General features: G+C 42.3%; 17 protein-coding genes. 8 read left to right on the top strand and 9 right to left on the bottom strand.

From position 1 onward, the window contains the following. The first annotated feature begins 153 nt into the window (after positions 1 to 153). Positions 154 to 870, top strand: coding sequence for an endonuclease/exonuclease/phosphatase family protein (locus tag JNUCC1_RS04260; protein WP_156644288.1), 717 nt, complete (start codon positions 154 to 156; stop codon positions 868 to 870). 207 nt (positions 871 to 1,077) lie between these two features. Here JNUCC1_RS04260 and JNUCC1_RS04255 read toward each other — a convergent pair whose 3' ends face one another. Then, positions 1,078 to 1,383 carry a type II toxin-antitoxin system RelE/ParE family toxin gene (locus tag JNUCC1_RS04255; RefSeq protein ID WP_156644287.1) on the bottom strand — a complete coding sequence of 102 codons (306 nt, stop codon included), beginning with the start codon at positions 1,381 to 1,383 and terminating at the stop codon, positions 1,078 to 1,080. After that, complete coding sequence (locus JNUCC1_RS04250; protein WP_156644286.1) at positions 1,376 to 1,663, bottom strand: type II toxin-antitoxin system Phd/YefM family antitoxin; 288 nt, start codon at positions 1,661 to 1,663, stop codon at positions 1,376 to 1,378. Before JNUCC1_RS04250 ends, JNUCC1_RS04255 begins: the two co-directional genes overlap by 8 nt. 207 nt (positions 1,664 to 1,870) lie before the next feature. Between JNUCC1_RS04250 and JNUCC1_RS04245 the strand changes: the two genes are divergently transcribed. Then, on the top strand, positions 1,871 to 2,389 hold the full coding sequence (locus tag JNUCC1_RS04245; RefSeq protein ID WP_231746977.1) for a sigma-70 family RNA polymerase sigma factor: 519 nt from the start codon (positions 1,871 to 1,873) through the stop codon (positions 2,387 to 2,389). A 462-nt stretch (positions 2,390 to 2,851) separates the two neighbouring features. On the opposite strand, the gene JNUCC1_RS04240 is transcribed toward JNUCC1_RS04245, so the two are convergent. The 4 genes from JNUCC1_RS04240 to JNUCC1_RS04225 form a co-directional block, all read right to left on the bottom strand. Beyond that, positions 2,852 to 4,096, bottom strand: coding sequence for a DnaJ domain-containing protein (locus JNUCC1_RS04240; protein WP_156644285.1), 1,245 nt, complete (start codon positions 4,094 to 4,096; stop codon positions 2,852 to 2,854). Positions 4,097 to 4,109: 13 nt separating this feature from the next. Continuing rightward, positions 4,110 to 5,930 carry an Hsp70 family protein gene (locus JNUCC1_RS04235; RefSeq protein WP_156644284.1) on the bottom strand — a complete coding sequence of 607 codons (1,821 nt, stop codon included), beginning with the start codon at positions 5,928 to 5,930 and terminating at the stop codon, positions 4,110 to 4,112. Next, the gene (grpE, locus tag JNUCC1_RS04230) at positions 5,927 to 6,490 is read right to left on the bottom strand and encodes a nucleotide exchange factor GrpE (protein WP_156644283.1); all 564 of its coding nucleotides are present in this window, start codon (positions 6,488 to 6,490) and stop codon (positions 5,927 to 5,929) included. Before grpE ends, JNUCC1_RS04235 begins: the two co-directional genes overlap by 4 nt. A gap of 497 nt (positions 6,491 to 6,987) precedes the next feature. Next, positions 6,988 to 8,034, bottom strand: a complete 1,047-nt coding sequence (locus JNUCC1_RS04225) for a C45 family autoproteolytic acyltransferase/hydolase (protein WP_156644282.1) — start codon at positions 8,032 to 8,034, stop codon at positions 6,988 to 6,990. Positions 8,035 to 8,639: 605 nt separating this feature from the next. Here JNUCC1_RS04225 and JNUCC1_RS04220 point away from each other — a divergent pair. After that, complete coding sequence (locus tag JNUCC1_RS04220; RefSeq protein ID WP_156644281.1) at positions 8,640 to 9,158, top strand: DoxX family protein; 519 nt, start codon at positions 8,640 to 8,642, stop codon at positions 9,156 to 9,158. 374 nt (positions 9,159 to 9,532) lie between these two features. On the opposite strand, the gene JNUCC1_RS04215 is transcribed toward JNUCC1_RS04220, so the two are convergent. Together JNUCC1_RS04215 and JNUCC1_RS04210 are read right to left on the bottom strand one after the other, a co-directional pair. Beyond that, positions 9,533 to 9,820 (bottom strand): type II toxin-antitoxin system Phd/YefM family antitoxin, encoded by a 288-nt coding sequence (locus JNUCC1_RS04215; protein ID WP_156644280.1) that lies wholly within the window; start codon positions 9,818 to 9,820, stop codon positions 9,533 to 9,535. A gap of 585 nt (positions 9,821 to 10,405) precedes the next feature. Next, the gene (locus tag JNUCC1_RS04210; protein ID WP_156644279.1) at positions 10,406 to 10,543 is read right to left on the bottom strand and encodes a hypothetical protein; all 138 of its coding nucleotides are present in this window, start codon (positions 10,541 to 10,543) and stop codon (positions 10,406 to 10,408) included. A gap of 57 nt (positions 10,544 to 10,600) precedes the next feature. Between JNUCC1_RS04210 and JNUCC1_RS04205 the strand changes: the two genes are divergently transcribed. The 3 genes from JNUCC1_RS04205 to JNUCC1_RS04195 all read left to right on the top strand — a co-directional run bounded on the left by JNUCC1_RS04205 (position 10,601) and on the right by JNUCC1_RS04195 (position 13,579). Further along, positions 10,601 to 11,311 carry a GntR family transcriptional regulator gene (locus JNUCC1_RS04205; protein ID WP_197431626.1) on the top strand — a complete coding sequence of 237 codons (711 nt, stop codon included), beginning with the start codon at positions 10,601 to 10,603 and terminating at the stop codon, positions 11,309 to 11,311. 119 nt (positions 11,312 to 11,430) lie between these two features. Next, on the top strand, positions 11,431 to 12,645 hold the full coding sequence (locus JNUCC1_RS04200; protein WP_231746976.1) for a M24 family metallopeptidase: 1,215 nt from the start codon (positions 11,431 to 11,433) through the stop codon (positions 12,643 to 12,645). 31 nt (positions 12,646 to 12,676) lie between these two features. Beyond that, positions 12,677 to 13,579 (top strand): glycine betaine ABC transporter substrate-binding protein, encoded by a 903-nt coding sequence (locus tag JNUCC1_RS04195; protein ID WP_156644277.1) that lies wholly within the window; start codon positions 12,677 to 12,679, stop codon positions 13,577 to 13,579. A 352-nt stretch (positions 13,580 to 13,931) separates the two neighbouring features. On the opposite strand, the gene JNUCC1_RS04190 is transcribed toward JNUCC1_RS04195, so the two are convergent. Then, on the bottom strand, positions 13,932 to 15,164 hold the full coding sequence (locus JNUCC1_RS04190; protein ID WP_156644276.1) for an ISL3 family transposase: 1,233 nt from the start codon (positions 15,162 to 15,164) through the stop codon (positions 13,932 to 13,934). Positions 15,165 to 15,599: 435 nt separating this feature from the next. Between JNUCC1_RS04190 and JNUCC1_RS04185 the strand changes: the two genes are divergently transcribed. Together JNUCC1_RS04185 and JNUCC1_RS04180 are read left to right on the top strand one after the other, a co-directional pair. Next, positions 15,600 to 17,897, top strand: coding sequence for a glycerophosphodiester phosphodiesterase family protein (locus tag JNUCC1_RS04185; RefSeq protein WP_156644275.1), 2,298 nt, complete (start codon positions 15,600 to 15,602; stop codon positions 17,895 to 17,897). Between the two features lie 252 nt (positions 17,898 to 18,149). Then, entirely contained in the window at positions 18,150 to 19,250 is a 1,101-nt protein-coding gene (locus tag JNUCC1_RS04180) for an ABC transporter substrate-binding protein (RefSeq protein WP_331713600.1), read from the top strand. The last annotated feature ends 9 nt before the right edge of the window (positions 19,251 to 19,259 follow it).

The following is a 19,259-nucleotide window of genomic DNA, read 5'->3' as shown; positions in this document are numbered from 1 at the left end:
CAAGAGGTCAGTCAGTGTAGGATGCGTCCTAATCTCGCTTATAACTGAGAAAAAACACACTGTACGTGTGTTATATTTTAATAATAGGATAAAAAACACTAGCTGCGTGTGTTTTTTTGTTGGAGGTGGATTCAAATCGGATCTTTGAAAGTCATGACATGGAACATTCGGCAGGGTGGCAAAAAGGCTATGCAGCAGATTTCTGATGCGATTCTTTTTCATCAAGCGGATTTGGTGGTACTTACTGAATACAAAGATCATGAAGCTGGGATGGGACTTATGAAGACTTTGAAGCAGGCTGGGTGGTCGTATACACTTTCTTCAGAGCCGCCTAATAAGGAAAATGGTCTTCTCATCGCTTCTGTTTATCCGTTTGAAGCACACGCCGCGCCATTTTCAAAAAAACACGGTTCGCATCGATGGCATGAGATTTATTTGCCTTCGTTTGATTTAAATGTGCTCGGCATTCATGTGCCAAATGTGAATGAAACATATGACAAACGCTTTTTTGGGGAAGAGATCACTCGGTATGCGTATCGTCGTCGGAATGATCGCGCGATGATTGTTGGTGATTTTAATACGGCAAGGCCGGATGAAAAAAGCAGTGCACCACGTAAATTCAGTGATTATATTATGCAGCTCTTGGAGGGTGGATGGACAGATGCCTGGAAGGACATCCATGGAGAAAACCTGGATTACAGCTGGTTCAGTCATAAACAGAATGGATTTCACTTGGACTATGTGTTTTTATCCCCCAGCCTTTCCAATCATCTGACAGACACTCAATTTTCCCATCATGAACGAGAAGAAAACTACTCCGACCACTCGATACTGATTGCAGAGTTTGAGCTGTTCCAAGTGGGCGGGTGAGTGCGTTAATCGACAAGTGCCTGTCACTTCCCGGTTTTTGTCGAATGGCGCAACGATTTTTTTGACAGTAAAACCACGGGGATGCCTATATGATAGGCACCCCCGTGGTTTTTGGTGGTGAAAAGTAAGTACTATTTAGGAATGAGCAAGTTAACATCCCCCAGCATACTCGATCCTGAAGTCCTGGTTAAACGCATTTGCTATTCACTATTTAATCAATTTATTCAGATCCATCTTAGCATAAATGACTCTATGAATTTCTACCTGGTGTTCGAGAACAGTATAGAATACCAAATATTTTTTAACAGGAAGGACTCTGTATTCTGTATCCAGCGGAGCAGTTGTTTGATAAACCTTGCAGGAATATGGAAATTCCTGAAGACGCGAAATGGACGCATCGAAAGCATCAATCAAATTCATGGCTGCCAATGAATCGTGTAACTCATCCTTAATATATCTTGTTATCTCTAGCAAATCCTTTTTAGCAATTGGAAGATATTTAATTTTATACATTTTCACCATTGCTCTTTTCGGAAAGCCCTTTTCGTATATCTCGAAAAACATCTTCGTGCGTATGTCGTGTTTGAGTCGATTTTGCATCTAACTCTGCTTCTTTCAGCTTCAGATATATGTCACTTTCAAACAGCTTTTGTTCATAAGCTTCAATACTCATGACAACCATATCACCGTAGCCATTCTTTGTAAGGTAGACAGGTTCTTGATCTTCATGAACCGTTTTGGAAATATCCGCAAAATGATTTCGTAAATCAGATATGGGTCTAATGTGGCGCATATTACCACTCCTCAATTTTAATGATTTAAGTTTATCATAATTATGATAAGTCATCAAGAAAGCATGAGGAAGGCACTTGTGCTTCCTTACTAATTTTCATCATTACGCATTTTGTAGTATGTGCCGAAAATTTTTCGCCCAACCATGCCCCTTTTTCACTTTTCGTTTCGATTATAGATATAAAGAAGCGATTTGGAGGAAGCGCATATGTCGAAGCCAAAGCAATCATTTACGTTTGAAGAGGTGTTTAAGCAAAACGAGCGGCGGATTCATTATCATATCCATCGGCTGAATATCCGGGACCCGCATCAGGAATATTTTCAGGAAGGGCTGTGTGCGTTGTGGAATGCGTATGAAAAATATGCCCCGGACAAGGGACCGATGGCGACATATTTTAATTACACAATTAGGAACCGGCTGATTGACCGCATCCGCAGTGAATCGCGCAGTGTCGAGGCGCAGGAGCAGGCGGTCGAGGAGCAGCGCAAAGTAGCCATGGATGGCAACCATATCTCGCGGAATGCCCAATCGTACCCGCTCCCAGCGCTAGACAACAGCATGCCATTACCCGATGACAATAAACTCTGGGGCAATTTGAAAGCGCATTTGAGTGATAACCAGTGGAAATGGGTCCAGGGGTATATTATTGAGGACCTTTCCCAGAAAGAGATTGCTCAGATTGAAAAGGCTTCAATCGAGGCTGTGAAAAGCTGGGGAAACAGGTGAGGAAGAAGCTGCGGGATGAAGCGTTTCGGGCGAAAGTGGGGTGGGAGATTGGGGAGTGAGCGGGGGGATGGTGTGGGTGAATCACATTACCACATGTTTTCTTTGACAGTGAAAATCACGGGGATGCCTATATGATAGGCATCCTTGTGGTTTTTTAGCAATGAAAAGTGAGTACTATTAATGAGCATATCTGATCAAGCATAAACAAAGTGGCTATCCAAGGAAGACTGCGGTCTATCGCACGAAGAAAGGGTTCTATCCAAGCAATAATGGATTCTATCAAACGAAGAAGCGCTGCTATCCAAGCAAGATCCTCTTCTATCGCACGAAGCATCGGTTGGCACTATCCAAGGAAGAACAGGAAAATAATTACTTGAAATAAAATTCGGGAAGTGACTGTCACTTCCCGAATTTTGTCGAAAAAAGGAAGCGCGAGTACCGTCCCCATGCTTCCCCTGCCTGCTACATCAGTTTTTTCAATTCGCGTTTGGCTTCGCGGTTCATGTGTTTAGTGAGGTCTTGGTATAATGCGTCCCATTCAGACTTGAACATATTATATAAGACGGGATAGTTTTTTTGCAGCTTTAGAATACCTGCAGCGTAAAAGTCTGTTTCTGCTTTTAGTGCGTTAATGGCCTCCGAATTGAACAGATAATCAAGTTCACGAACCAGGGGATAATCGTCGTCATTATAAAACCAATGAACGCTATGATAGATCATCAGTGGAAAAATGGTTTCATCCCCAACGAGTTTGCCGATTTCTTTTTCGGCACGGGCTAATTGTTTGGCTTCTTTTAGAGCGCTTTTTGCGTCCTGGTCCTGTGGATTAGTGACGGTTGCCAGTTCCAAAAAGACTTCTGCATCCCGGTAACGATAAACTTCGGACAATTCTACATATTCGGTTGAAAGCACCGAAAATGCTTCTTCGCGTTCTTGAGGGTCCTGCAGATTTTTCAAGTACTTCCGAAAACGGGCCTTCACTTTTGAAAGTTCTGGCCAACTGTTGGTATTAAGAATGGCATACAACCAGTTAACGTAACGGTCAAAATCATCAATAGATGGTTGGAGGTCTGCTGGCGGTACGTTTTTTTCAGCGGTTTCTATGGCTTTTTGATCCTGACCAGTATCTAAATAAGTAATTGTTAATAGGTCATTTATTTCACGGCCTTCATCAGAGAATTGTTCAACCCCTTGCTCCAAAAAATGAATCGCTTCATCGATGTGACCGAGGTCTATCAAGACCTTGCCGAAAGCGGCGTACACCATGGCGGGTGTAAGGTCTTCATCTTCATACAAAGCTGGTGAGGACAGCAGCTTTTCCAACATCTGATGTGCCTTGTTGATTTGGTTGAGACGTAATCGGACGAATATGACACCAAGTTGTGCGCTCAAGATATCCGGATCAATCTGCAATACGTCAAGGAGTACTTTTTCCGCTTTTTCGTAGTTTTCATTGATGGTCAGTTTGTCAGCCTTCTCCAGCATTTTTTCAATGTCGCCGCCGTACTTGCGCGATAGATCGTATTGTTTACGTTTAACAGGGTCTTTTAATGTGTCATAGGCTTCGCGTATTTTTTCAAATTGCTCGGGATCTGTTTCCGGTGGATGTTGTTTGACGGCGCTAATATACTTTTCTTTAATGCGACGCTGGCTAATGTTTGCGGTAGTGCCCAGGATTTTATAATAGCTTTGGTCTTGCTTCGACATTGGCAGGCCCTCCTTAAAGCTCCAGATTGATTGCCAGGTCAATCGCGTTTTCGATTGCGTCGTTCAGTGTTATGGCATTCTTGGATTGGATCGCGGCGTCCAGTTGGTTGATCACATCTTGCAATGAGGCGCTTTGATCGTTGTCAACATTACTGTTGAACGCTTCTTGCAAGCGGTCTTTCCAATCACGTGCTTCTTTGAGCAAATCAGCATGGGATTCCATCGCATCTGTTACATCGATTTCGCTCCAATGATCAAGTTGCTGGGTATTGTCGGCCCCTTGTCCATAAGCAGCTTCAATATTGGCAAGACTGTCTGCAAACGCATCATCCGAACTGCGATCAATAGCATCCTCGATTGTCACGGTCATTTCATTGCCACTGGACGCATTCTTGGCAGTGACTTCCAGAATGCCATTAATGTTATAGCGGAATGTGATGTCAACGGCTTCATGTCCGGCTGGTTTTGCTGGAAGTCCTTCGAGTGAAAATTCATTTAGGAAGTAATTATCTGTGACCCAGTCATTTTCCCCCTGGTAAATTTCAACAGTGACAGCTGTTTGATGATCGAACGTCGTTGAAAAGGTGTGTGTCCGTGTAACAGGGATTGTTGTGTTTCGATCGATAATTGCGTGAAACTGCCCTGGGACCAGCTCGCGCTCAATTTCTCCCGCTACTGCAACACCCATGGAAAAAGGGGCAACGTCGGTAATGATCAGTCCGCTGTCTTGAAGTGTTCCAGCTTTGATGCCAGCCTGAACGGCAGCCCCGAGTGCAACTGCCTCGTCCGGGTTGATCTCAGAATGCGGGGTCTTGCCAAAGAAATCCGTTACAAGTTTTTGAACGTTGGGAATTCTGGTCGATCCGCCAACGAGGATGACGTCATCAATGTCTGCGCGGGCGAGCCCGGCTTCTTCCAAGACATATTCAAGATTATATTGAGTTTCAGCGAGGAACGGTTTGATCAAATGGACAAACTGCTCCTGCGTAATGGTTGTTTCCAGGCCGATTGGACGGTTGCCACTGACAGTAGCAACCGGGATGGAAACATCAACGGCTTCTTTAAAAGATAATTGCTTTTTCACATGCTCCGCTTCTTCTTTCAATCGAGCTTTTGCCCGCGGTTCTTCTCTAGGATCGATCTGATGTTCATCGATTACTTTTTCAGCGAACCAGTCCACAAGTGCCCAGTCAAAATCTTCACCCCCCAATCGGTGGTTACCGGCAGAAGCTTTGACTTCAAGAATGCCGTCCATAAGCTCGACGACAGAGACATCAAATGTCCCGCCACCAAGATCATAGACGAGTATATGACCGTCGTTTTTCATGTTCTGTATGCCATAAGCCAGCGCAGCAGCAGTTGGTTCGTTGATAATGCGCTCCACAACGAATCCGGCCAGTTCACCGGCTTCTTTGGTTGCCTGGCGCTGCTGGTTTGTAAAATAAGCTGGGACAGTGATGACCGCTTCAATTTCCCCTTCTGAGAGCTGGCTTTCAACTTGCTTTTTAATTTCCTTCAGAATCATGGCGGAAATTTCTTCAGGTCTGTAGGATTGGTTCCCCAGCTCAATGCGTGTATCCTGGCCCATCTCCCGTTTGACGGCTGATTTGGTGTACTGGGGCATGGCCACAAGCGCGCTCCTGGCATCATCACCGACAATCACCTGACCATTTGGATCACGTAACACGACTGAAGGCAGCATGAATGAAGCATTGTTCATCTCAAGCATGGCTGGATTTTGGTTATGTATGTAGGCAGCGGCCGAGTTGGTCGTCCCCAGGTCAATGCCAATGATGGGGCGAAAAGATTGATTGGTTGTCGCATCTTGTGTCATGATTTGTCCTCCTCTTTTACGGTTGTGACCTGTGCTTTTCGATAGATCGATCCATCCGCATAGGCAAAGCCGCGTTTGTGAATGGCACTGATTTCAAAAGGCTGGTGCTGTCCAGTCGGTGGAATGGTTTCGACCGCCTCAGCGCGACTAGGGTCAAAGGTATTTCCTATTTGAATCGTTTCCGTTATGCCAATCGTTGCGAGCGTCTTTAGTGATGATTCAATCCATTTTTCCAGCAATCCGGCCCATTGAGGATCATTGGACAGTTGATTATAGACCATATCCATGTCATCGATTTGACTGATTAAATGGCTGACGAGCTGGTGCTGAGTAGTGTGATCAGACGTTTTGGACTGTTGTTTGGTCTGCTTTGCCACTAAATGGTCCAGCTTGTCTTCCATGGATTTACTTGTTTTATATTGTAGTCTGGTTAATTTCTGCATGTGTTGTTCAAGGCTTGTAAGTTTGTCTTCTGTTGTATGTGATTGCTGTTTTAAGGCGTTTATTTCATCAATAACAGGATCAGGTGCTTTCTCTTTTTTCCCAAAGAACCAGGCCATTGCAGGTTGCTCCTTTCAAATACCATTCTATGAAGATTATATCAAAAGTTTCGGTGTGTTGATACTGATTGGTGGTAGAGTTCCTTGAATAAACGAAGATTAGGTGATAGATAGAAAGTGCCTGTCACTCCCCGAATTTTGTCGAAAATGAAGTGTGGGAACCGTCCTCGAGGAAGCATGGGGACGGTACTCGTGCTTCCTTTGTCGTTCATGACTTTTGCTAATGAGGCAACATATACATGCTACTATTTAATCATCTTATTCTGATCCATCTCGTCATAAATGTTTGAAAGTGGCTATCAAAGGAAGTACGCGGTCTATCGCACGAAGAAGGGTTCTATCCAAGCAAGCGCGGCTTCTATCAAAGGAGCTGGGGATTCTATCCAAGCAATAATGGATTCTATCAAACGAAGAGGTGCCGCTATCCAAGCAAGATCCACTTCTATCGCACGAAGCGTCGGTTGGGATTATCCCAGACATAACGGGAAAATGATAACCTACAATTCTCGCATAATCACAAACGCCCTCATATAAGCCAACTCACCTTTAATCCGTTTCACATGCACGTCCTTCCCCCGAAGCCATTTTTCAAAGTCAAAAATAACAGGCATACGATTGGGACCGATCGCAAACCAAGCTTTCATTTCTTTTGGAAAATAAGCAGCTGTATGAATCGTGCCAGCCGATGCATCGTATTTCTTTGAAAAAACATCATATTGCGGATCGTTCATGACTTGAAACGCCTGCAGCGGATTTGTCGCGTGCTGTTGCTGCTCCAGAATGGTCTCCTCACGCTGTCTCGTTTCCGCTTGTCGGTAGCGATTTTCCTCATCGAGCACGTGAAAATGATTGGTGCACACATTCGACTGCCGTGCCACAACCTCTCGCGGAGAAGCCTCCACGACATAGGACTCACCATCGGGATCCAAAATCACATAGCTGAATGAGTGCCGGTGGGGCAGTTCCTTCAGTAAGTCGATCGCCTCGTCCACATTTGCGCAATTCTCCAAAATGATCCGCCCAATCATATTGCACAGAAATCCGTCACCTGATTTTTTGCTATGGGTGAAGTTATAACCGAGCACAAGCCCCTTTTCATTCATCCCGTCAATACGGCCAGTGATCTGCATCGACGGCCCGAGAACCGCATAACCCTGATCAGTGGGCTGATAAAACACATATCTTCCCTCATAGCCCACCGGATGACTGTCATAATTTCGCACCATAAAATCCGGATCCGCAAAAATCGAACACCCACTTCGAACAAACTCACGATAATAACCGCCAAACAGCCGGTATGCCTCCGTGAGATTCATCTCAAGCGCATCCGCAAGCCCGTGAATTTCTTCCAAGATAGCAGGAGAAAACTTACCCATAATACGTCCATAAAGTTTTTCATCAACAATAAAATGGCGATCTTTCTTTGGCCCCCATTGTTTTTGACGGTTAGAGATAATTGGAGAATGCTTTAGCAATTCGCCTTGGTAATAGCCAAAATCATAGTGATTTCCTCTATATTGAAGCACATCGGTGTAGTAGTTCATGGGAATCATTCCTTGTCGTAGAGATCTTAGAGTCAGTTTAAGTGATGGGGGAAAGAAAAGGAATTACATTGCTTAATATGAAAAATAAAAATCGGGAAGTGACAGGCACCTTTCGGGCGAAAGGTGCCTGTCACTTCCCGGTCTTTGTCGAATGGTGCCGTGTTTCCGTTTCTTGAATCGATCTTGAATCAGCGTAATGGCATGGTGATTTCAAAAGTGCGGCATTCAAATAATGATCGACAGCGTTGTGAAATAGATCGAAGCCCGGGGCGGCAATGTACCCCTCAATTCGCATGTCGATCAGGTTAAAGTAAAAAGGAAGAGCCCTTGGTGTGTATCTCGGCGACGGGTCGTATATTCGGGCGAAAAAGGCTGAGTGCTATACACATGGCCCAGGCACAATGATGATTTATTTATCGCTCGATGAACCGCTTGAGTGGTGTGCGGGGGATAGTTTCCAAAACTATATATGTTACAACATTGTGAAACTGTGAACAAATGTATATACACACGGTGCTAATGTGTATATAATATAGGTGTAAAGAAATTTTATACAACATAATGTGAAGTGTTGAGCATGATGTTGGAAAAAGGAGATGGGGACCATGATCATGAACGTCATTCGCAATAATAAAATTGTCGCAGGGATTTTAGCATTTGTTCGCATTTATATTGGTTTAGCTTGGCTGACTGCGGGACTTGGGAAAGTGAGTGCCGGTTTTGATGCAAGTGGTTTTATCCAAGGGGCCATCGCGGGCGCGGGTGGAGAGCACCCTGCCGTACAAGGCTGGTGGGCTGTTTTTTTAGAAAATGTTGCCTTGCCGAATGCAGGTGTATTTAGCTTTATGGTCGCTTGGGGTGAAGTGTTAGTAGGAATCGCTCTTATACTTGGTTTATTTACGAATTTCGCCGCACTTATGGGCATCACAATGAACTTTGCTTTCTTGTTCAGTGGTACAGTTAGCACGAATGCACAAATGGTCCTGCTTACCATTTTCCTGATCATCGCCGGAGCCAATGCAGGTCGTTACGGTTTAGACCGCTGGGCAATGCCATTTCTAAAAAGACATATTGGCAATAGAAAACACAACAAGACACACAAACCAGATTTGGCAACTGCTTAAATAAAGACACCAGCTCATAAAAACGTGAGCTGGTGTTTTAGCTTGCGTTATGATGAGGGACTGGCATTTTCGCTTGCTAACGAGACATATACATACCACTATTTAATTAGCATAAATGATTCTATGAATTTCTACCTGGTGTTCGAGTACAGTATAGAATACCAAATATTTTTTAACAGTGAGAACTCTGTATTCTGTATCCAGTTGAGCAGTTGACTGATAAACCTTGCAGGAATATGGGAATTCCTGATACGCGAAATGGACGAATCGAAAGCGTCAATCAAGTTCATGCTGCCAATGAATCATGCAACTCATCCTTAATATATCTTGTTATCTCTAGCAAATCCTTTTTAGCGATTGGAAGATATTTAATTTTATACATTTTCACCACCACTTTTTTCGGAAAGTCCTTTTCGTATACTATGAAAAACATCTTCGTGCGTGTGTCGTGTTTGAGTCGATTTTGCATCTAACTCTGCTTCTTTCAGCTTCTGATATATGTCACTTTCAAACAGCTTTTGTTCATAAGCTTCAATACTCATGACATCCATATCACCGTAGCCATTTTTTGTAAGATAGACAGGTTCTTGATCTTCATGAACTGTTTTGGAATTATCCGCAAAGTGATTTCGTAAATCAGATATGGGTCTAATGTGGCGCATATTACCACTCTCCATTTTTATAGTATAAGCTTATCATAATTATGATAAGCCATCAATTTGTATTTAAGATACGATACACCACGGGTAACAACTTAAACGCTGGGATCGCCATAAGAACAAGGGGAAAGTCATTCGATGAATGTTGCTGTTTCTCTTGGCGTTTTTTTGCTCTTTAATGCATGATCAAAATGGCTATCAAAGGAAGCGCGCGTTCTATCGCACGAAGAAGGGATTCTATCCAAGCAAGGGAGGCTTCTATCAAAGGAGATGGGAGGTCTATCCAAGCAAAAACGGCTTCTATCCAACGAAGAGGTACTGCTATCCAAGCAAGATCCACTACTATCGCATGAAGCGTCATTTGGAACTGTCTGAGGAAGATCAGCTTTAATTGCGGGAAGTAATAGGCTACAATTTCTCCATATTCAGAAACGCCTTCGTATACGCCAACTCACTTTTATCTTTTTCACATGCACATCCTCCCTTGAAGCCATATCTCCCCTCGTAGCCCACCGGATGGATGTCTTAATTTCGTATCATAAAGTCCGATTCCGTAAAAATTTAACTGTGTGAAAAAGGAGTTGCCGATTACATCGCAAGAAATAATCTTAAATCCATGACACTCACCCATGTAGTGCCTGTCACTTCCCGAATTTTGTCGAATCCTGCTTCCGGTGCTTCGTTAGACAATAAAACGAGGGTCAAGTAGAATAAAGTTGCTAACATCACAACGACCTCAAAGTGGCAGTGTCGTCTATGATTATATTTTCAGGAGTTGACATAATGGCTAAAGAACAGCGAAAAATCCCCCTGTATGTGCAAATAAAAGGGAAGTTAATGGCAAGAATAAAAAATCAGGAATGGATGCCTGGGGACCCGCTTCCTTCTGAAGGCGATCTGATGCAACAGTTTAATGTAAGCCGTACAACGATTCGGCAGGCCATTCGTGATTTGACACAGGAAGGCATTATTGAAACCCGCCGCGGGGCTGTTGCACGTATAAAAACAACCCCTAATGATAAAATGGAAAACCCGGGAATTGTTCACCATGAACTCGGTACGGACTTTTCTGCTAAAGTTCTAAGATCACAGTATGTATCTGACCATTATTATGCGCAACATCAATTAAAACAAGAAAACAAATCCATATACTTTCTTGAACGTGTCCGCTTGGCAGATGACGTCCCAATCGGTATTCAGCAGCTCTATACCCCCGCCAAGATTGGTCACCTGATTGAAGAGAAAGCAGCTTCATGGTTTGATATTTTCCCTCTGCTCGGTATGAATGGCGTGACATACTCAAATATCAAAGAAGATGTGACTGCTTCATTAGTCAATCAACATGAAGCGGACTTATTGGGTATTTCATGCGGGGATCCGTTAATCGGTATTAACCGTGTGACCCTTGGCACTGACCGCCAGCCGATCGAGTTTTCAAAAACAAAATACCTGCCTGAACACTTTAATTATCGCATCGAAATCGGTTACGAATAACGTATCGATCACCTCCCACCTAGGACACGTATTGAATAACATGTTGCAATATGATTGATACATGTTATAATAAGTTACGTCTTCAAAGACAGGAATTAACATTTTGTGAGGTGACTTTTTTGGAAAAAATTAATAGCATTCGTCATGACAAAACACAAATAGACTTAGCAAGAATGCGTCAATATCGTCTGAATCGTGTTCGTGAACAGTTAAAATCATTAGAGTATGGTGGGATCGTGCTTTTTGATCCGGTGAATTTGCGATACGCTACTGGTAGCCGTAACATGCAAGTGTTTATGTTACGTAACCCCGCCCGTTATACATTTATTCCCACGGAAGGCCCCGTCGTTTTATTCGACTTCCCGAATTGCGAACATCTATCAGAAGGAATAGAAACCATAGACGAAGTGCGCCCGGCATTAACCATGTCCTACGTCGCCTCTGGAGAACATCTTGAAAGTGTATCCAAGCAATGGGCACAGGAAATAGCTGATCTTATGCGTCAATATGCAGGAGATAATAACAAAATCGCTATCGATCGCATCAATCCTGCAGGTGCAATTGCTTTAGCGAAAGAAGGCATGCGCGTCGTTGACGGACAGGAACCTGTTGAGCATGCACGAAGCATCAAGTCCCCCGAAGAAATTGACGCCATGAAAATATCGGTCAGAACAGCTGAAGCGGGCATGATTCGCATGGTTGAGAATTTGCAGCCTGGTATCACTGAGAATGAATTATGGTCTTATCTTCATCAAGTCAACATCGCGCAAGGTGGAGATTACGTTGAAACCCGTTTGCTAAGTTCAGGGGAAAGAACGAATCCATGGTTTCAGGAATGTAGTGACAGAGTCATCCAGGAAGGTGATCTGGTAGGATTCGACACCGACATGAACGGACCATTCGGGTATTTCACAGACATCAGCCGAACATTTTACTGTGGCGAACGCCCACCGACAGATGAACAAAAACGCCTTTATCAATTAGCCTATGAACAGGTTCAATATAATATCGATTTGCTTAAACCGGGAATGACTTTTAAAGAGTACTCCGATAAAAGCTGGAAAATACCTGAAGAATTCGTCCCAAATCGTTATTTTACCGTTGCCCATGGAACAGGGTTGAGTGGCGAATATCCATACATTGTCCATCCTCAGGATTTTGACCAAGTTGGTTATGATGGGATCATTGAAGAAAACATGGTCATTTCTGTTGAAAGCTATATTGGTTCACCCGGCGGAAAAGAAGGCGTGAAACTTGAAGAACAACTACTCGTCACAAGTGATGGCGTGGAAAACTTTTCTTCATTCCCATTTGAAGAAAGACTTTTAAAATAAACGGAACTGACATACAAAAGGGGGATTTTTTATGAAAAATATTAAAAAACTACTTTTCACTACATTATTAGGAATGATTTTAGTACTTGCTGCTTGTAGCGGAGACGAAAATGCCAATGACGGCGCAAATGGAAACGACGCAAAACCAGAAGATAAAGCACCTATTACGATTGGAATGAACAACTGGGCTGAAAACGTCGCTGTGTCTAACATGTGGAAAATCATTTTAGAGAATAAAGGCTACGAGGTTGACCTCAAAGCCGTCGAAAAAGCGATCCTTTATGAAGGATTATCTCAAAAAGATGTTGATATCGGTATGGAAATCTGGATGCCAATAACCGATAAACCATACTACGAAAAACATGAAGATAAAATCGATTTGCGTGAGCCATGGTATGAAGGGACGGATTTAGCTTTAGCTGTTCCAGAGTATATGGAAGACATCAACAGCATTGAAGATTTAAAAGGCATGGAAGCGAAATTGGACTCCGAAATCATCGGCATTGACCCTGGTTCAAGCATTATGGAGTTGACTGGGGATGTGATCGAGGAATACGGGCTCGATTACAACTTGGTCTCCTCATCTGAACCAGCCATGATTTCGGAATTACAGAAGAAAATGGCAGACGAAGAACCGATAGTTGTCACGCTCTGGAAGCCACATTGGGTGTTTGCAGAAATGGATTTAAAATTACTTGAAGACGACAAAAACATCTACGGTGACCAAGAAGATATTCATTATGGGATTCGCCTGGGATTTGAAGACGAATATCCTGAGGTCGTTGAATGGTTTGATAACTTCAAACTCAATGACGACCAGCTTGGCAGCCTCATGGCGGAACTGAATGAAGCTGAATCAGAAGAAGAAGGCGCCCAGAACTGGATAGATGATAATCAGGATCTGATTGATGAATGGGTTGGGGAAACTGAGTAAGCTTCAAGGCGTTAGGCTACTTGAAGAGCGTTAGAATGTTATAGGGAATTATGAACGCATCCTCGTGTATATGTGAGGGTGCGTTTTTTAGGCTCAACAATAAATGTTAGGGTGTTAAACTATTATGATAGGAAACTGGGTTTAGTTTAGTTATTCACAATATAAGTTAAATTCTAAGGCTCTTCGCTATTTAGTATTGAAAAAACAAAATAGTAGTAACACTGCGAACCTATCATTCCTTGTTTGCGGCTTGCATTGTCTTGTATGCATTAGAGCTAGTCAAGGAACCCACTTGACAAGCTCTAATGCATACAAGGTAGTGGTCGTCAAGCAAACAAAGGAATAACTGCAGTCATGATTGTTTGATCAAATCCAGCTTATTGACTGTCGCATATGCCATGGCAATAAAATTCTCGGCTGTACGATAACCTCGGGCTTTTCTTTTGGCCGCTTGAATCAGACTGTTAGTCCCTTCAATCAGACCGTTGGTCATCTTACTTTCGAACCACCTTAAGATACCATCCTGGTGCCTCTTTAAAGATTTGGCGGCATCAATCATTGGTTTAAGTTGGGAACGTGTTGCCCAATTGTACCATTCGTTAAAGTAGAGTTTGGAAATAATGTAAGACCGTGTCCACATGTTTTGAAGCGATAACTTCATGCGGTATGCGCGTCCTGTTTTTAAGTCCATGTCCTTGAGTTTTTGAAATTGAGCTTCCTGCTTTTTAGTTAGATTTCCCTGGTTTTTCAACCATACGTAGCGTGAATTTTTGAGTTCCGGTTGTGTTGCTTGTTCTTCTCTACGTACTTGATCCAACGCTTCATTGACCAATTTCATTACATGAAATTTATCGAAAGTAATTGAAGCATTTGGGAAGTTCTTTTCAATACCTGATATAAATGATGGAGACATATCACAACAGATATCCTCAATTTGGGAGCGTGAGACCCCTTTATGATCAAGATGGAGGCAGAAATCCTGTAGAACGTCCGCGCCTTTTCCTTTGGTGGCAAATATCAAGCGTTTTGTGTCCATATCAATAAAAAGCGTGATATATTTATGCCCTTTGGCGCGAGACGTTTCATCCATGGCAACGCGCTTTAATTCCGATATATCCATGTCTTCCATTGCTTTATTGACATAATAATTAAACACACGCCAAAGGCGAGTATCATGTTCACCAACTTTACGAGCGACTGCGGCAACAGGCATCTCAATCATTAACGATAAAAGATGTTGTTCAAAAAGAAAGGAAAATCCGGCACCAGAGCGTGCCCAGTCAATGTGCACTGTACGTATTTTACCACAAGCATCGCACTTTACTCGTGGCATTCTTGCCCGAAGCAGGGTTTGATACTGCCAGAAATCAAGGTGTCTCCATGTCCGATCTTGATCCAGGGTATCATGAACTTTACATCCAGATTTACCGCAGTTGGGGCAGGAAAATTCGGCCCCTGACCTATATTCAATATAAATGTGCAACGTGTTTTCTTCTTTGGCCAGTTCATGATGAAATACGTACCATGGTTCAGGTATTTCCAGTGCTGACTGAAACACATCATACCGCTCTTGAAAATCTTGCATAACGAATCATCTCCTGGGTAATTTTATAGTTTTTACCCAGTATAGACAGTGTTATGAAACTTTAGACTCAACATTAAATAGCGAGGAAGCAATTCTAAGAAGGAATGTTGGTGGTAAGCGTACTTCAACACTGGAATAATAAGCTTCAAGTTTCTATTGCTTCCTACTAAACTACTACTTTCAAAATTCAGAAAACACTACCTTTTTCCTATAGACCAAACAATTAATTGGTAGTAGTCTATATGTAAGTTCATATTTTGGTGGAGTCGAGGAGAAGTTGCCAAGCAAAATACCCTTGTTATAGACAGGGCTATTTTCGGCAACTTCTCTTTTTCTGCCAAATTTTAGAGGAGGTGACACTTCTAAAGTCTATTCGTTTTTAACATCACCCCTAGATACCTGCATAGATTTCTTAAAAATAAAGGAGGCGTTTGGTTGTTTAAAAAAATGGTATGGATTGTATCTATGGCAGCAATCGTTTTTTTGGGTTTTAGTACAGTAGAGAAACAGTTTGCTTCAGCGAGTGGAGAGAAGTTAATTGATGAAAACTTTGATCAGGGTACCATGCCTGAGAATTGGAATGTGATTCAAGGAAACGCAGAAGTAACTGACAGCAAACTTTTATTAACATCACCGAATATTTCTAATCCATCTCGTGTTCTAATTCCAATGCCTAAGGGCACTGGTGATTATGTATTTGAAGCTGATATGACATTTAAATCCGCTGTAAATGACGCTCGCTGGGCTTCATTGATGTACCGTGTTCAAAATGAGGATTACCCTTATTACCAGTTTGCTGTACGACGTGGTACTTCCGCCCTTAATGGTTTGGAATTCGCCATTCGGACAGAATCCAATTCCTGGAATGTTCCAGAAAAAACCTTCTACCCTGAAGACTTTCAATATGGTGATACACACCGTTTGAAGGTGATCGTAAAAGATAATCGTGTTCAGCACTTTGTTAATGGACAATTGGTAATTGATACGGACTTGGCAGATACATGGTATGAAGGTGATCTTGGCTTCCAGGTTTCCGGGGCAACTGTTGAATTTGACAATGTACTTGTAAAGACGAGGACAGAAGATTTGCCGCCCATGGAAGATAATAATGCTTTCTTACCTGATGAACCTGAAACCAATATGCTGAATGCGCCAACGGTTATATCCAGTTATATTCCAAACGAAATCTCACAGTTGGAAGGGGTTTCCTCAACGTTGCTTCCTGCTGAACTAAATGAAAGCGGTGACATATCAGTTGGAGATCAACTATTGACAGACCTTCTTGATGAAATCCGTGGAAAGTTTATTCCTGTTATAAAAGTCGAGGATGTTAATGCGGTCCCTGGTGTTATTGATGTTTTGGATTCAGCGTCCATAAACGATGCCCATGTACTGTCATCAAACCTTGACATAATTAGAGAAATTAAGGAAGCACATCCTACAGTACGCGGAACTGTATTATATGAAAAAAATCACCTAAACAAGCATGATTTGCAAAAGCTTGTTGAAGATGCGAATTTGACAAATTCAATGACTGTAGCTCTTCCGGAAAAATTAATTACAACTGACACTGTTCATTTCTTTCATGCACGCGCAATTGCGGTATGGGGTATCGGAGATGATATACACTCTTTGATCCATAATGGTGTAGATGGAATCGTTACATCGAGTCCGTCATCGACTGTTAATGCATTTAGCCAATATCCGGAAAAGACATTGGTTCAGCGCCCCATCGTAGTTGCCCATCGTGGAGTGCCATCATTAGCACCGGAAAATACTATGGCTGGATACAATTTGGCCTATGACTTAGGTGCAGACTTAATTGAAACAGATATTCAACAAACAAAAGATGGGCACTTGATCATTATGCATGACAGCACCGTTAATCGAACAACAAATGGTACAGGAAAAGTATCAGATTTGACATTGAATGAAATTCGACAATTAGATGCAGGAATTATTTTCGGTCCAGATTTTGAAGGAGAAAAAGTGCCAACATTCAAAGAGTTCCTAGATGGTTTCAAGAAGAAAGACGTAGTACTACTGGTCGAATTAAAAGCAGACAATATTGAAGAAGCGGTTTTACAAGAGATAAAAGATGCAGGAATTGAAGATAAAGTGGTCTTGCAAAGCTTTTCCGTTGAACATGTCAAGAAGTTCAGAGAAATAGCTCCCGAAATGAGTGTTGGTTATTTGTATTCTTCGTCAGTAGCTGCCACCCCTGAGGCGAGAGTAGAAGATGCGCAACAAATGATGAATTATGCAACTGCAATTGGTGCAAGACTAAATTCTAGTCATCGCAGCCTTTCGGAGGAGTCTGTTACTTATCTTAGACAACGCGGCATGATCAGTATGCATTGGACTTTCCGTTCACAGCCGCCACTTGAAGACCTGTTGAAAAAAGGTCTCATTGGACCGATTACTGATTACACACAATGGCTTACAGATGCACCAACAATCATTGAGACACCTATCAAGAAGCGTAACCTCAAAGTTGGCAAATCTGCAACAATCAAAGCTAAAACATTTGTAAATTATCGAGCAGATAAAAAGAAAAACATCGAAACGACCTTGTTTACTGAGGGGAACTTGAATGTTGTTGACGTGAATAAGAACACCATAACCGCGTTGTCGCCTGGACAAGCCGATGTCTTCGCGATCCACACATTTGATATGATCGGTGAAGAATGGAATCTGGTTTCTAAACCCATAAGAGTTAATGTATCACGTTAACTGAGACTAATCAAAACACCTCAAAAGGTAGAATATTTGGTTCTGCCTTCGGGGTGTTTTATTTTACGCACACTGTAAAAGATCCTGCATGAGATATTTCATGATGTCTGTGAAAATAATATTGCTTTTAAGTATTTTAAAATTTTTGTTTACAAAAGGTAAAATCTTTGCTAAACTGTAAGCAATTGAATATCTCTAAGAGAATCCAGGAGAAGAGAAATAAATGAAAACCCTTTCCTCGCGAATGGGTCTGTGTTTATTTTTCTTCTTTTTGTTTTTAGAGAATTCATAAAAAATAAAATGGGGGTTGGATTTATGAAGAAGTTTACTGTGTTTTTATCGGCACTTTTCTTGGTGTTATTTCTTAGTGCCTGCGCAGGTGATGACAGTTCCTCTTCTAATGGTGGAGGAGATGGCGATGGCGGGTCAATAACACTTTACTCACCGGAGACACCTGACTTATCAAAGGAATTGGCACAAAAGTATGAGGAAGTGCACGGGGGTAAAGTTGACGTCCATTATGCAGGCACAAACGTATTGGTCAATCAGATGATGGCTGAAAAAGGAAATCCAAAAGCCGATGTGTGGTACGGAGGCGGAGGCATACTGCCGTTTGAGGCTGCAGTAGATAAAGATATCATTACATCATATATTCCAGAAAATGCGGAAGACTGGGAAGTTGTTGAAAACGGTATCAAGATGAAACATGAAGATGGTTATTATGTAGGAGCAGAAATGTTTGTTCTGGGATTTGCCTATAATACTGAGTTGGTTTCAGAAGAGGAAGCACCAAAAACATGGGAAGATTTACTGGATCCAAAATGGGAAGGAAAAATTCAATTCCCGAATCCTGCTGCGTCAGGAACAGCTACACTTATGGTGTTAAGTTATATGATGCAGCATGGTGAGGAAGAAGGTTGGGAATATTTCCAGGCTTTAGCAGACCAGGCAAACTCAATTCCTGACTCTGGCTCTGGTCCAACTAAAGGTGCTGCAATGGGAGAAGCCCATATTGCTGTTGGATTTGACTTCATGGCTTATGAACATAAAAACAATGGGGAAACAGTTGATTTTATTGTTCCAGAAAAAACGCCTATCCTGGTTAATCCTATGACTCTTGTAAAAGATGGTCCTAACCCAGAGGGCGGAAAGAAGTTCATGGACTTTATGTTAAGTGAAGATGCACAAGAAATACTGGCGGATTGGTACCATATCCCGATTAACCCAGATGTTGAATCAAAAACACCATTAACTCTCGATAATTTGAAGGAGAATGCTGTTGATCTGGATATTGACTGGGTAAACGAAAATTATGACCGGATCCGTGATGAGTGGAAAGCTAATATTAATTAAAGGAAGTTG

The organism is Lentibacillus sp. JNUCC-1, assembly GCF_009741735.1.
Taxonomy (GTDB): domain Bacteria; phylum Bacillota; class Bacilli; order Bacillales; family Amphibacillaceae; genus Lentibacillus_B.
The sequence above is the reverse complement of the archived record's forward strand: the minus strand, read 5'-3'. Positions and strand labels throughout refer to the sequence as shown.

Excerpts from the sequence above, each read along its gene's own strand:
- JNUCC1_RS04260 (WP_156644288.1), top strand. The coding sequence starts at position 154 with ATGACATGGAACATTCGGCAGGGTGGCAAAAAGGCTATGCAGCAGATT.
- JNUCC1_RS04255 (WP_156644287.1), bottom strand. The coding sequence starts at position 1,383 with ATGTATAAAATTAAATATCTTCCAATTGCTAAAAAGGATTTGCTAGAG.
- JNUCC1_RS04250 (WP_156644286.1), bottom strand. The coding sequence starts at position 1,663 with ATGCGCCACATTAGACCCATATCTGATTTACGAAATCATTTTGCGGAT.
- JNUCC1_RS04245 (WP_231746977.1), top strand. The coding sequence starts at position 1,871 with ATGTCGAAGCCAAAGCAATCATTTACGTTTGAAGAGGTGTTTAAGCAA.
- JNUCC1_RS04240 (WP_156644285.1), bottom strand. The coding sequence starts at position 4,096 with ATGTCGAAGCAAGACCAAAGCTATTATAAAATCCTGGGCACTACCGCA.
- JNUCC1_RS04235 (WP_156644284.1), bottom strand. The coding sequence starts at position 5,930 with ATGACACAAGATGCGACAACCAATCAATCTTTTCGCCCCATCATTGGC.
- grpE (WP_156644283.1), bottom strand. The coding sequence starts at position 6,490 with ATGGCCTGGTTCTTTGGGAAAAAAGAGAAAGCACCTGATCCTGTTATT.
- JNUCC1_RS04225 (WP_156644282.1), bottom strand. The coding sequence starts at position 8,034 with ATGAACTACTACACCGATGTGCTTCAATATAGAGGAAATCACTATGAT.
- JNUCC1_RS04220 (WP_156644281.1), top strand. The coding sequence starts at position 8,640 with ATGATCATGAACGTCATTCGCAATAATAAAATTGTCGCAGGGATTTTA.
- JNUCC1_RS04215 (WP_156644280.1), bottom strand. The coding sequence starts at position 9,820 with ATGCGCCACATTAGACCCATATCTGATTTACGAAATCACTTTGCGGAT.
- JNUCC1_RS04210 (WP_156644279.1), bottom strand. The coding sequence starts at position 10,543 with ATGTTAGCAACTTTATTCTACTTGACCCTCGTTTTATTGTCTAACGAA.
- JNUCC1_RS04205 (WP_197431626.1), top strand. The coding sequence starts at position 10,601 with ATGGCTAAAGAACAGCGAAAAATCCCCCTGTATGTGCAAATAAAAGGG.
- JNUCC1_RS04195 (WP_156644277.1), top strand. The coding sequence starts at position 12,677 with ATGAAAAATATTAAAAAACTACTTTTCACTACATTATTAGGAATGATT.
- JNUCC1_RS04190 (WP_156644276.1), bottom strand. The coding sequence starts at position 15,164 with ATGCAAGATTTTCAAGAGCGGTATGATGTGTTTCAGTCAGCACTGGAA.